The following is a 12,605-nucleotide window of genomic DNA, read 5'->3' on the forward strand; positions in this document are numbered from 1 at the left end:
GTGCCGGGCCGAGGGCACGACGATGCCGCGTCGGCGCCTCTACGCGAGTCGCTCGATGTCCGGCAGCTGCCACGTTTTGTCGAACCACGGTGCGAGGGGACCGTACAGCCGGAACATGGCCCACCAGCTCTTGCCGGGAACGGTCTGGATCCAGTTGTGACCGTCCTCGGGCGGTTCGGGACCGAAGTGGACGTCGACGGAACCGTCCTCGTTCGTGGTGAAATCGCGGTCCTGGCTCGTCACCGACGGCCACTCCTGTCCGGTCTGCAGCATGGACCGGGTCTGGGTGTCGTAGGCGAGGATCGACCAGAAGTTGCCGGCCGGAACGTTCGCAGGGACGCGGAGCCGGTAGGTCCGGCCGCCGTCGAACGGGGCGCCGTCGGCGTCGACGCAGGCGACGACGTACTGGGATCCGGTGCCGATCCTCTCGACGTCCTCTGCCGGACTCACGCCGGTCACCGAGAAGTTGAACTGAGCGGCGGCGTCGAGCAGGGCGACCCCGTCCTCCTCGAACCGATGACCACCGAGGAAGAATGCGCGCCAAGTACTGCCCGGGTAGCGGTAGGCCTCCGGCTGCCGGAACCGGTAGGTGAGGGCGCGACCGGTGGCGTCACCCACCGCGGCGGCTTCGGTGAGGATCGCGCGCATGCGTTCGTCGGGGTCGAACGGCCTGCCGCGCCGGATGCCGATCGAGGCGAAGAATCCCAGGGTGAGCGGATCGGACGACTCGGGCGGCTCCGACTGCACCACCTCGTCGAGCATTTCCCACGCCCGGAAGTCGGCCGGGGGGACGCCGACCATGGGTTCGGGCGACACGTTCACGAACCGCATGGACGGCGGACGGTCCGCGAGCGCGAGGGGGTAGGCCCGGGTCTTGTCCTTGATGACCTCGACGGCGGGGTGGGGATCGCCGTGCTCGTCGAGGAAGCCCCGAACGAACAGCACCATGCCGAAGCTGTTGGTCCGCACCACGAAGTAGCCGCCGGGGACCTCACCGTCGTAGCCGGGGGGCAGCAGCAGGTAGGCGCCGCCCCGGCCGTTGTCGGGTCCGGTCAGGCCGACGTCGACCACCCAGCGTCCCCAGCTGTCGTCGATCGCGCCCAGCACGCCGGGCGGCGCCTCGATCACGAGCGGACCGTCGCGCAGGTCGATCCAGATGGCGGTGTACGACGTGCTCGTGTTCGCCGTGAGCCACACGGTGCGCGGATGCATCAGGTCTTCGAAGACGTACGCCGTCGAGTTCACCGGGCCCCACTCGAGGAGCGCGCTGCGCATCGCCGCCATGTTCAGCGCGGGCAGAGCCAGCAGGTACGCCTGCACGGCACGCTGAAAGTCCAGGTTGTCGAACAACGTCCGGACCGTCGCGTCGTCCGGGAAGCCGTCGAAGAACCGCAACGTGCCCAACCGGGTGTGAACCTCGTCGGGCGACTCGATGCCGGCCGGGATGGGGGTCGCCGTCGTATCAGTCATCGCCAGCCTCCTCGTCGCGATGCCGCCGACTCCGACGCTACGAATCACATCACCGGCTCTCTAGGGTCCAAAGCCCATAGCTCGCCCCCAGGGACGACCGAAGTCAGCGGCTTCTCCGGGACCCGTCATCCAGGAACCTTCGCCGTTGTGGCTACGGCGCCGCCCCGGGCCGGGTGCCGCCGTACCCAGCACACCTGTGTCAGCCGAGGTTGCCCTCGGAGGTGGATCGCAGTTACTCGGAGATGGGCAGGCACATCCGGACCTCGGTACCGTGCGGGTGGTTGGGCAGGTACCGGATGCTGCCCCCGTGTCGCTCGACGATGTGCTCCGAGATGATCAGGCCGATCCCGGAACTGTCCTGCTTGGCCGAGAAGGCCCCGGAGGCCAGACGGTTTCCCGAGGCACCGTCCATCCCTCGTCCCTGGTCGAGAACGGAGACGCAGGCCCACTCACCCCGCCGGGCCGTCCGGACGGTCAGCTCCTTGACGGAAGTCGAGGGCAACACGATCTCGTCGATCGCGTTGAAGCAGAGGTTGATGACCACCTGCCCGATCAGCACGCTCTCTCCTTCCACCGGCAACGGGGAACGGGACCTGTCGATCGATATGTGCACGCCCCGCTCGGCTGCCCGCAGACGAACGAAGTACAGGCTCTCCTCGACCGTCTCGTTGAGGTCGATGGCAGCCTTGGTGCTCTCGATCCGCCGCACGTAGCGCTTCACGGAGGACACGATTTCCGCCGCCCGGCCGAGCTGCTTCTCCATCCTGTCCAACCCGTAGCTCAGCGCCTCGGGGTCGAGGGATCGGTCGGAGATGCGCGCCTTGAGGCCGCTCAGATAGTTCGTCGAGGCGGCGAGGGGCTGCCCGAGTTCGTGAGCGAGGATCATGGCCATGTCACCCATCGCGTTGTACCGGCTGAGGTACTGGAGGTTGGCCTCCTGATACGCATGCCGGCGTTCCCACTCCACGCGATCCGTCACGTCACGGATCGTCAGCACCCGGGACGTCATTCCGTCGTGCACCACGGCCTCGAGAAAGCCGGCCAGCCAGGTGGTGCTGCCGTCGCTCTTCTCGATCTCCTGCATGATGCCCACCGGCCCGGCCGCCGCGTCCAATTTGGCGACGACGGGCTCGGCGGTCAGGCGAGGCTCACACCGGCCCAGATCCTCCAGGTACACACCGGACAGTTCGTCCGGCGTTCTGTCGAAGAGCTGGGCGGCGAGCGGCGAGATGTCCTCGATGCAGTTCATCTCGTCGAGCACCACGATGCCCGCCGACGTGTGCGTCATGATGCGCTGTAGGGACTGCGACACCCAGCTGAGCTCCTCCTGGAGCTCCACCTCTTCGGCGATGTTGCGGAACTCGACCATCACGACCTGCCCGTCCTGGAAGGTCAGGAGCGAGGCGACCGCGTCTGCCAGGAAGTCCTGACCGTCCTTGGTCCGGTACTTCCACTGTCTGCGGCTCGAGCCGTGTACGACCGCGTCCTGCAACCACGCCACCCCGACCGAGCGCCGGTACTGACGCTCCTGGCTGCTCATGTGGTGGGCCTTCAACGGTCGCAGTTCGTCGAGGGTGAAACCGAACATCCGGCACGCGGCGGGGTTGGCCCAGAGGATGTTCTTGGACGCGGCCTCGTGGATGAGGATCCCTGTTTCCGTCTTCTCCACCATCTCCTGGAAGTCGCGGCCTGTCGGGAACATCGATCCTCACCTCCGGGTGCCGTGACGGTTCATTGTCGACCCACGAGCGGCGGATCGACCATAGGGGAATGCTTTATGACCGGCGGAGGAAATCCCGATACCGCCTCGTCCGAACCTTTCCTAGCGTTTTCCTCAGCGCGACACGACGAGGTGGATGGAGACGACGATGGCGATCCGGAGCACGATCAAACCAGTGCAGGCGGCAGCGGTGGGCCCTGCCCGGGAGAAGGCCTTCGAGGACGCCCTCGCCGTGCTGCTGGACCGGCGCGACGAGTTCAACCGGCAACGATTCGTGCCGAAGGACTTCATCGCGCTCTTGAAGCAGGCCGGACTCTACCGCGCGTCGACCCCGGCACGGTTCGGCGGAGAACCGATGGCCCCCTCCTCCTTCATGAGGCAGGTCGAGCGGATTTCCGCGGTGGATCCGGCCACCGGGTGGGTGGCAAGCTTCGGATCCTCGCTCGTGTACTTCGCGGCCCTGCCGGTCGAAACCCAGGAGAAGATCTACTCCGACGGCCCGGACGTCGCCTATGCCGGCGGGTTGTTCCCCATGCAGAAGGCCGAGAAGGTGGACGGCGGCTACCTGTGCAGCGGGCTCTGGCAGTTCGCCAGCGGATGCCTGGGCGCCGACATCCTCGGCATCGGTCTCGCCGGAGGCCCGGAATCGAACGGCAAGCCACTGACCGCCCTCGTGGACCCTGCCGACGTGGAGATCGTGGAGAACTGGGATGTCGCCGGAATGAAGGCGACGGGGTCACACGCAGTGAAGGCCGACAGGCTCTTCGTCCCCGAGGAGATGACGTTCGTCCGCGGTGGCGCTCCCCTGATCGACGAGCCGCTCACGCGGTATCCGTCGCTCGCCTATGCCGCCCAGGTGCTGGCGGTGGTGACTCTCGGCGCCGCCCGCGGCGCGCTGGACTACGTCCACGAGGTCGGAGCGGTCCGATCCAGCATCACCGGCGGTGACAGCAAGGGAAACCGGCCCGCCTACAAGACCGGCCTGGCCCGCGCCGAGGCCGATCTCCGCTCCGCTCGGGCCTTCTTCTACGAGATCACCGACGAGGTGTGGGACCTGGCGGTCCGCGGCGACGAGATCACCGACGAGTACACGGCCCTGCTCCGCCTGGGAGCAACCCAGGCCGCCCACGTCGGCCGCAACGTCGTGCTCGCCGCGTTCGACCTGGCCGGCACCGGGGCGATCTACGAGAGCCACCCGCTGCAGCGCTACCTTCGGGACGCTCTCGTCCCGGCTCAGCACGCCATGCTTCAGACCAACACCTTCGAGGCGGCCGGAGCCGTTCTCCTCGGCCTGGAACCCGGGATCCCCAGTTTCCCCTGACCAGGGCGGGATCTTCGAGACCAGCGCCTGCCTTCCCAGCGAAAGGACGCCCCATGACCGCCGAACCGTTGCGCACCCTGTTCTGCATCGGCAACAACCAGAACTTCTTCGACCTGCCGAAGGCGGAGATCGGCCCGGTGTGGGTCGGCATCTCCACCATGCTCTCGAATCTCGCGAACATGGACGGCATCCATGTCATCGGCACGTTCGACGACGACGCCCACATGGTGGGCCCGTCCGACGGCTGGCCCTGGACCTGCTACGTCCTGGCCGACGTGAAGGACCAGGAAACCGTGCGGGCCGCGTGCAACCTGTTGCGGACGACGATGATCGGCGAGTACGCCCTCTGGAGGTACTTCAAGATCGAGGCCCGCATGGGCCGAGAGCTGACGATCCGCGCCGACGTCGGGGTCTGATCCGTGACCGACACGGAGCACCGCCTCGAGGTGGTCGAGGCGAAGGAGGCCGTCCGCGACTGTCTCGCCCGCTATCTGGACCTGTGTGACGTGCCCGGCCCGCTGCAGAGCCCGGAGCAGCTCGGCGTCCTGTTCACCGACGACGCGACCTGGGAAGGACTGGGTCCGGAGTACGCCGGAAAATTCGGAATCGCCCGGGGCCGAGACGAAATCGTGGCCCTCGTGTCCCGGTACCTGCCGCCGGCCGACCACTTCCTCCGCAACGTGCATCTCCTCGGGAGCGAGCAGATCCGTCTCGACGGCAACCGTGCGAGCGGGCAGTGGATCATGCAGCAACTGTCGCTCTATGCGACGGGAACGGCCGAGATTCTCTGCGCCCGGCTCACGATCGACTTCGACCTGGGCCGAACCGGGGGACGTACGGCGGCTCACATGAGCCGGTTCTGCACCCGCCGGATGTTCGCCGCGCCGCTGCCCGCCGAGGCGATGTTCCAACGGATCTGATGCATCCCGGTGATGCCCGCCCTTGCACTTCACGAACGAAGGAATCACATGACGACGACAGAAGAACCCACCGCACGCACCTACGCGGACCTCGTCGCGAACGACCGGGTCGCGGGCCGGCTGTACACCGATCCGGACATCTTCCAGGAGGAGATGAAGAAGATCTTCTACAAGACCTGGGTGTGGGTGGCACACGAGAGCGAGATCCCGGAGGCGGGTTCGTTCAAGACCACCCAGGTCGGAGACCAGCCGGTCATCGTGACCCGGGATCGCAAGGGCAACTTCAACACCCTGCTGAACCGGTGCCGGCATCGGGGGGCGACGGTGTGCGACCAGCGCAGCGGCAAGGCCAACGGCTTCACGTGCCCGTACCACAACTGGTCCTACGCACTCGACGGACGTCTTCGCGGCATCCCCTACCCGGACGGTTACGAGGGCGTCGTGGACAAGAAGGACTTCCCGCTCCAGACGCTGCGCACCGAGAGCTACCTGGGGATGATCTGGGCAACCTTCGACCAGGACGCCGAGCCGCTCGAGGACTTCCTCGGCGACGCCAAGATCTGGATGGAACGCTTCTTCAAGCAGAGCAACGGATTTCCGACCAAGGTGCTCGGCGTTCACAAGTTCCGGTTCAAGGGGAACTGGAAGATCCAGCTCGAGAACACCACGGACGGGTACCACTTCCCGATGGTGCACAAGTCGTGGATGGCCTCGGTCGACGCCGAGACGGCGGACATGATGTCGTTCATGGACGACCCCGCGGCCGAGACCCACGCCCTCGGCAACGGGCACAGCGTCGCGATCATGGCCGCGGCCCACGCGGATCTCGATGTGGACGACGGAACGGAGGAGATCCAGCCCCGCTTCCAGCATCTGGTCGACGAACTCGCCGCCGCGGGAGAAAGCCCCGAACGGATCCGTCGCTATATGCGTTCCATGCACGGTTGCGGGTTCAACCTCAACACCTTCCCGAACGTCGCGATGTCGTCGTCGTTCTTCCGGGTCCTGATCCCTCTCTCCGTCGACGAGACCGAGATCTGGCACATGGCCCTCGGCATGGACGGCGGGCCCGAGAGCGTCAACCGCGAGCGACTGAGGATCCACGAGCACTTCCAGGGGCCGTTCGGTTTCGGTAGCCCCGACGACGCCGAGGGTTGGATCCGGGTGCAGATCGGGGCCGGCGGCAATCCGAACATGCCGATCCTCGTCAACCGCGGCGAGGGACGCGAGTACACGACCGAAGAAGGCTGGCCCACCTCTCATGTCACCGACGAGACGGGGATGCGGGAAGCCTACGCGATGTGGAAGAAGATGATGAGCAATGACTGAGGTCGTACCGATGCCGACCCTGACGGACTCCCGTACCCTCCGGGCCATCGAGCTCGTCTGGAAGGAAGCTCAGGTCCTCGACGCCAAGGACTATCGAGCCTGGGAGCAGATGTACACGGACGACGCACATTACGTGATTCCCATCGATCCGGACACCGACGACTTCGCCGCGGGCCTGAACATGGTCTACGACGACAAGCGCATGCGGCACCTGCGCGTCGAGCGGATGATGCAGGGCTACTCGCCCTCCGCGGTGGCCGCGGCCCGGACCGTGCGGATCGTCTCGCGGTTCACCGTGGAGGAAATCACCGACACCTCGGTCACTCTCCGATCGGCCCAGATCCTCAATGCGTTCAAGCGCAACGAATTCACGACGCTCGGCGCCGAGCTGACCCACCGGATCGTTCTCGGAGCGGACGGGGACAGAATCTCGCTCAAGGTCGTGCGGCTCATCGACAGCGAGGACGCGGTCAGCGCCTCGGGTTACCTGCTGTAGGGGGCCGATGTGATCTCTCAGTCCACCGGCACCGGGCCGGGTATCGCCGTTGTCACCGGCGCGGCCGGAGGTATGGGTGCCGCCATTGCCCGGAAACTCCACGCCGACGGTAGAAGGGTTCTGCTCGCCGACATCGACACGGCCGGTGTCGAAGCCCTCGCGGCGGAGTTGTCCCCCGACGGATCGACCGCACGCGGTCTCGAGCTCGACGTCAGTCGCAAGGTCGGATTCGAGGAGGCCCTGGCGACATGCCGGCAGATCTGGGGCATCCCCACGATCGTCGTCAACAATGCTGCCGTCACGCAGGCAGCGGATCTGATGAACCTGGCGGAGGCGGACTTCACGAGTGTGCTCACGACGAACGTGAACAGCATCTTCTTCGGTTGCCAGGTGTTCGGCGCGGCCATGGCCGACCAGGGCTTCGGACGGATCGTCAACATGGCCTCACTTGCCGGCCAGAACGGAGGGACGGCAACCGGTGGCCACTACGCGGCCTCCAAGGGAGCGATCCTGACCACCACCAAGGTCTTCGCGCGCGAGCTGGCCGGCCGGGGAGTGACCGTGAACGCGATCTCTCCCGGGCCGCACGACCTCCCGGTCGTGCGGGCCACGGTGCCCCCGGACAGGCTCGCGGGCATCGTCGCCGGGATTCCGGTGGGCCGCTTGGGAAGTCCGTCGTTCGTGGCGGACATGGTCGGGCTGCTCACCTCGGACGACGCCTACTTCGTCACAGGTGCCTGCTGGGACGTCAACGGCGGGCTGTACCTCCGCTGAGCGGAGTCCTCCCGTCCGGGAGGGCCCCGGTCGGCGTTTTCCGTCCGGAGAAATTCACGAGGAGAACGGACATGGCACTCATCGACGTCACCGTCGCCGAGATCATTCAGGAATCACCCACCGTCAGATCGTTCAGGCTGGCGAAGACCGACGGGTCGCCACTGGGTACGTATCTGCCGGGCGCGCACATCGATGTCGTCGGACCCACGTCGATCACCCGCCAGTACTCGCTGTTCAGCACGCCCGATGCGCAGGATTCGTTCGCCTTCGCGGTGAAGCGCGAGGAGAACTCCCGCGGCGGCTCGGCCGCCCTCCACGAAGTGGGGGTGGGCGACGTTCTCCGGATCAGCTCCCCGCGGAACCTGCTGAGCATCGCGACGGACGCCACGCACCACGTCCTGGTCGCCGCCGGCATCGGCATCACCCCGATGCTGAGCCTGGCGCGCTACATGGACGTCCACGGCATCAGCTTCGAACTGCACTACTTCGCGCGCAGCGAGAAGGAAGCCGCCTTCCTTCCGCTGCTGCGTGACCGCTGCCCGGAGAAGCTCCGTGCCCATCTGGGGGTGGCCCGGGAGGACCAGGACGAGATCCTCGGAACCACCTTTGCGGGAATGGATCCCGGCGCCCACGTCTACACGTGCGGACCCGACGGGTTCATGACCAAGGTCGTTGCGCTCGCCGGCCGGCACGTCCCGGCCGGGTCGATCCATCTCGAGAACTTCCACGCGGCGGAACAGCCGGACGCCTCCGAGAACTCCGCGTTCGAGGTGGAACTGGAGGGGGAGACCTATCAGGTCCCGGCCGACCGGAGCATCGTCGAGGTGCTTCAGGAGAACGGCTGCGACGTGGACACGTCCTGCCAGGAGGGCATCTGCGGTACCTGCATCATGCAGGTGCTGGCAGGGACGCCGATCCACCGGGACAACGTTCTCACGCAGTCCGAGAAGGAATCCGGCGAGATCATGGCAGTCTGCGTGTCCCGGGCAGCGGGCGAGCGCCTGGTGCTGGACTACTACTGATCCTCGACTACTGATCCTCGACCGGCACGTCCACCCCGTACCGAAGGACGTCCCGCACGAGGGTGCTGATGCTGTCGGCGTCCGTCTTGCTCTTGATGCGAGCACGATGGACGTCGACGGTCTTCACGCTCATGCCGAGTTTCCGGGCGATGTTCTGGCTGGGTAGGCCTTCGACCACCAGGGCCAGGATCTGACGCTCGCGCGGCGTGAGGGACGAGACCTTGTTCCGGACCGATTCCCGCACGACATGGTCGGTGAAGCGGAGCCGGGCCTTCTCCACCCCGGCCTGCACGGCGTCCAGCAGCCGTTGCGGATCGTAGGGCTTCTCGAGGAAGTCCAGCGCCCCCGCCTTCAGGGTGGAGACGGACATCCGGATGTCGCCGTGGGCGGAGACGAAGATGATCGCCACGTGCGGCGCGAACTCGTTGAGCTTCTCCTGCAACCGTGTCCCACTCATGCGGGGCATGCGCACGTCGAGGACGATGCAGGCCGGCCGGCTCCCGTCGTAGGCGTTCAGGAACTGCTCACCGCTGTGGCAGATCACCGGTCTGATCCCGATGCTCTCCAGCAACCAGTCGACGGATTCGCACAGTTCGAGATCGTCGTCGACCACGTACACCGTCGTCTCGGCTCGGAGGTCGTCCGCACTCTCCGCCATGGCTCTTCACCTCCGGATTCGGGAGCCAGGGCGTATCCCTGGCTCCCGACATTGTCCCCGTCCGCCGCGCGGGGGGAACCACCTGCTCAGGCGACGTCCGCCGCGGCGTCGTCCCAGCCGGCATCGGCGGTCCAGTAGTTCATTCCCGCCGCGCTCACCTGGTGCCGCCAGGCGGTGGTCCGCCGCAGGAGTGGTTCTTCCCTGCGGACCGACTCGTCGGCCGCCTCGGGGCCGTCGGCCTCCACCGTCCAGTGGACCCAGTTGACCTCACGGCCGTACTCGTCGTGGACGAACAGATCGACGTGGTGCCAACCGCGGTCGAACGTGTCCTCGTAGCAGGTGAGGAACATCCTGTGATGGTTGGTGGGGCGGGGTTCGAGCATGGCTGATCCTAATCAGTTCAGGGAGTGGTGCCATCCGGCACACTCCTGGTGGGTGGCCGACCGGTAGGTGAGCACTTTCTGGTCCCGGACTTCGAAGCCCTGGTGAAAGACCGTGCCCCTGTCGGTAGGCCGGGAGAGTTGATCGCTGCTGGGATGTCGTGCCCGACCCCGTTGCGGGGGCGTGAGCACTGCTTGATTAGGTCGCTGATAGTTCTCTCGCCGGCTGCTCGACGGTGATCGACATCGAGACATCGAGGAGGACCGATGCGACTGTTCGTCGGAGACGACTGGGCCGAAGACCATCACGACGTGGAGGTGATGGACACCTCCGGGCGCCGGCTGGTCAAAGCCCGCCTGCCCGAGGGTGTAGCCGGGATGACACGGCTGCACTCGATCATCGGCGATCTGGTCGGCGAGGACGCCGACGACACCGAGGTGCTGATCGGGATCGAAACCGACCGGGGCCCCTGGGTCGGCGCGCTGGTCGCGGCCGGTTACACAGTGCTGGCGGTGAATCCGTTGCAGGCGGCACGATTTCGTGACCGACTCGGTGTGTCGGGAGCCAAGAGCGATGCCGGTGACGCGCATGTACTGGCCGACATGGTCCGTACCCACTCCCACGAGCTGCGGCCGGTGGCGGGGGATTCCGCTCGCGCCGAGGCGATCAAGGTCGTCGCGCGGATGCACAAGACGATGATCTGGGAGCGGACCCGCCACACCCAGCGACTGCGGCACGCCCTGCGCGACTACTTCCCCGCCGCGCTCGTCGCGTTCGAGGATCTCGACGCCGCCGACACCCTGGAACTGTTGGCCAAGGCGCCGACCCCGGCGCAGGCGGCCCGGCTGACCACCACGCAGATAGGTGCCGCACTCAAAGGTGCCCGCCGCCGCAACGTCGCGGACAAAGCCGCCACGATCGCAGCCGCGTTGCGCTGCGAGCATCTCGGCCAACCCGAGGTGGTCACCGACGCCTACGCGGCGACGGTGCGGGCGTTGGTCGCGGTCCTGACCGTGCTCAATTCCCAGATCAAGACCCTCGGTGGCCAGGTAGATGCCCATTTTGGGCAGCACCCGGCCGCTGAGATCATCTTGTCCCAGCCGGGGCTGGGACAAGCACTCGGCGCCCGGGTGCTCGCAGAGTTCGGTGACGACCACGACCGCTATGCCAGCGCCAAAGCACGCAAGAACTACGCCGGGACCTCGCCGATCACCCGCGCGTCCGGGAGGAAGAAGGTCGCCGTGGCCCGGTTCGTCCACAACGACCGGCTTCTCGATGCCCTGACCTCGCAGGCGTTCAGTGCTTTGTCGAGATCGCCGGGTGCCCGCGCCTATTACGACAAGCAACGAGCCCGCGGGGTGGGCCACAACCCGGCGTTGCGTCAGCTCGCCAACAGATTGGTCGGCATTCTCCACGGCTGCCTCAAGACCGGCACCCCCTACGACGAGGCCACGGCGTGGCCGCGACCCGTCGAGAAGGTCACTGCTTGACATCTAACCTCCTGGGATGTCTTTCACCGAGCCGAGCGAGTAATGTCACCGAGCCGAGCGAGTAATGTCACCCAGCCGAGCGAGTCTTGTCACCGAGCCGAGCGAGCTGGCGGCTCAGACGGCAATCACGGGCAGTTCACGCAGGAGGGCCTCGAGCTTCTCGCCCACGTCGAGCAACCGGTCCTCGTGCCCCGGCAGCCCGACGATCTGCAGGCCCAGCGGCAGTCCCGCGGGGGTACGGGCACCCGGCACGACCACGACCGGTAGACCGAGCAGCTGCCACGGCCGGCTGAGGATCGGCGACCCGGTCGCGGACAGGCCGAGCGGGGCCGGACCCAGCGCTGCAGGACCGACGATGATCGGAGCGGAGTCCAGAATCTCGTCCAGCAGTTCACGAGAGCGGTCCCGACGGGTCAGGGCCGCGGAATACTCGGCCCCGGGGGTTCTGCGACCGTTCTCCAGGAGGTCTCGGATCGGCGCGCTCAGTGCCTGCGCGTGTTCGTCGAACTCGTGTGCCCGTGCCCGGGCGGCTTCGTACGACATGACGGTGACGTGGTCCTCGGCCAAGGTCTGAACATGATCGTCCCAGTCGAGCGGTTCGGCCTTCACTCCGATCTCTTCCAGCAGGGCGGGCACATGTTCCAGCAACGCCGCCATGGGCGGCTCCAGGGGGTGGAGAGCACCGGCGTTCCAGACCAGGCCCCGGGCAACCGGCTCCGGAGCCCGGGCATCGGAGCGCTCGCGACCGGTGAATGCGTTGTGCACGAAGCGAAGATCGGCCACGGACCGGGTGAGCAGGCCCAGCGAGTCGAGTGACTCGCTCAGACCGGTGATGCCGGACATGTCCGTGGTGCCGTGGGCGAGGACCATGCCGGCGGCTCCGCAGTACGAGGCCGGCCGGGTCAGCGAACCCGCCGTCTGGGTGCCGAGCGCGAGGGGCACGGTCCCCGCCGCGACGGCCGCAGCCGATCCACTGGAGGACCCGCCGGGGGTGTGATCGAGGGCGTGGGGATTGCGGGTGGGG

The 12,605-nt window shown here is 66.8% G+C and carries 13 protein-coding genes; 8 read left to right on the top strand and 5 right to left on the bottom strand.

The genetic code is table 11. The annotated features are described in order from the left end of the window. Positions 1 to 39: 39 nt before the first annotated feature. Positions 40 to 1,470 carry a DUF1254 domain-containing protein gene (locus G6039_RS23195; protein ID WP_043802780.1) on the bottom strand — a complete coding sequence of 477 codons (1,431 nt, stop codon included), beginning with the start codon at positions 1,468 to 1,470 and terminating at the stop codon, positions 40 to 42. 232 nt (positions 1,471 to 1,702) lie between these two features. Next, positions 1,703 to 3,172, bottom strand: a complete 1,470-nt coding sequence (locus tag G6039_RS23200; RefSeq protein WP_043802781.1) for a PAS domain S-box protein — start codon at positions 3,170 to 3,172, stop codon at positions 1,703 to 1,705. A 154-nt stretch (positions 3,173 to 3,326) separates the two neighbouring features. Between G6039_RS23200 and G6039_RS23205 the strand changes: the two genes are divergently transcribed. From G6039_RS23205 to G6039_RS23235, 7 genes are all read left to right on the top strand, one after another. Further along, on the top strand, positions 3,327 to 4,511 hold the full coding sequence (locus G6039_RS23205; protein WP_043802784.1) for an acyl-CoA dehydrogenase family protein: 1,185 nt from the start codon (positions 3,327 to 3,329) through the stop codon (positions 4,509 to 4,511). A gap of 53 nt (positions 4,512 to 4,564) precedes the next feature. Further along, entirely contained in the window at positions 4,565 to 4,927 is a 363-nt protein-coding gene (locus tag G6039_RS23210) for a hypothetical protein (protein ID WP_043802785.1), read from the top strand. A gap of 3 nt (positions 4,928 to 4,930) precedes the next feature. After that, complete coding sequence (locus tag G6039_RS23215; RefSeq protein WP_043802787.1) at positions 4,931 to 5,431, top strand: nuclear transport factor 2 family protein; 501 nt, start codon at positions 4,931 to 4,933, stop codon at positions 5,429 to 5,431. Between the two features lie 48 nt (positions 5,432 to 5,479). Continuing rightward, a complete protein-coding gene (locus G6039_RS23220; RefSeq protein WP_006931795.1) occupies positions 5,480 to 6,760 on the top strand; it encodes an aromatic ring-hydroxylating oxygenase subunit alpha in 1,281 nt (426 codons plus the stop codon). Then, on the top strand, positions 6,753 to 7,256 hold the full coding sequence (locus tag G6039_RS23225; RefSeq protein WP_029546282.1) for an aromatic-ring-hydroxylating dioxygenase subunit beta: 504 nt from the start codon (positions 6,753 to 6,755) through the stop codon (positions 7,254 to 7,256). Before G6039_RS23220 ends, G6039_RS23225 begins: the two co-directional genes overlap by 8 nt. A 9-nt stretch (positions 7,257 to 7,265) precedes the next feature. Beyond that, the gene (locus G6039_RS23230) at positions 7,266 to 8,030 is read left to right on the top strand and encodes an SDR family NAD(P)-dependent oxidoreductase (RefSeq protein ID WP_080688648.1); all 765 of its coding nucleotides are present in this window, start codon (positions 7,266 to 7,268) and stop codon (positions 8,028 to 8,030) included. A 71-nt stretch (positions 8,031 to 8,101) separates the two neighbouring features. After that, positions 8,102 to 9,052: a PDR/VanB family oxidoreductase gene (locus G6039_RS23235; RefSeq protein WP_006931788.1), complete on the top strand. Its 951-nt coding sequence runs from the start codon at positions 8,102 to 8,104 to the stop codon at positions 9,050 to 9,052. A 7-nt stretch (positions 9,053 to 9,059) separates the two neighbouring features. Here the strand turns inward: G6039_RS23235 and G6039_RS23240 are convergent, their stop codons facing one another. Continuing rightward, positions 9,060 to 9,710, bottom strand: a complete 651-nt coding sequence (locus G6039_RS23240; protein ID WP_006931786.1) for a response regulator transcription factor — start codon at positions 9,708 to 9,710, stop codon at positions 9,060 to 9,062. 86 nt (positions 9,711 to 9,796) lie between these two features. Then, on the bottom strand, positions 9,797 to 10,093 hold the full coding sequence (locus G6039_RS23245; RefSeq protein ID WP_006931784.1) for a hypothetical protein: 297 nt from the start codon (positions 10,091 to 10,093) through the stop codon (positions 9,797 to 9,799). Positions 10,094 to 10,357: 264 nt separating this feature from the next. Between G6039_RS23245 and G6039_RS23250 the strand changes: the two genes are divergently transcribed. Further along, positions 10,358 to 11,581 carry an IS110 family RNA-guided transposase gene (locus G6039_RS23250; RefSeq protein WP_043802790.1) on the top strand — a complete coding sequence of 408 codons (1,224 nt, stop codon included), beginning with the start codon at positions 10,358 to 10,360 and terminating at the stop codon, positions 11,579 to 11,581. Between the two features lie 114 nt (positions 11,582 to 11,695). Here the strand turns inward: G6039_RS23250 and G6039_RS23255 are convergent. Then, the coding region (locus G6039_RS23255) for an amidase family protein (RefSeq protein WP_164528129.1) at positions 11,696 to 12,605 on the bottom strand (910 nt) is incomplete at its 5' end.

Source organism: Rhodococcus aetherivorans, from assembly GCF_011058165.1.
Lineage (GTDB): Bacteria > Actinomycetota > Actinomycetes > Mycobacteriales > Mycobacteriaceae > Rhodococcus > Rhodococcus aetherivorans.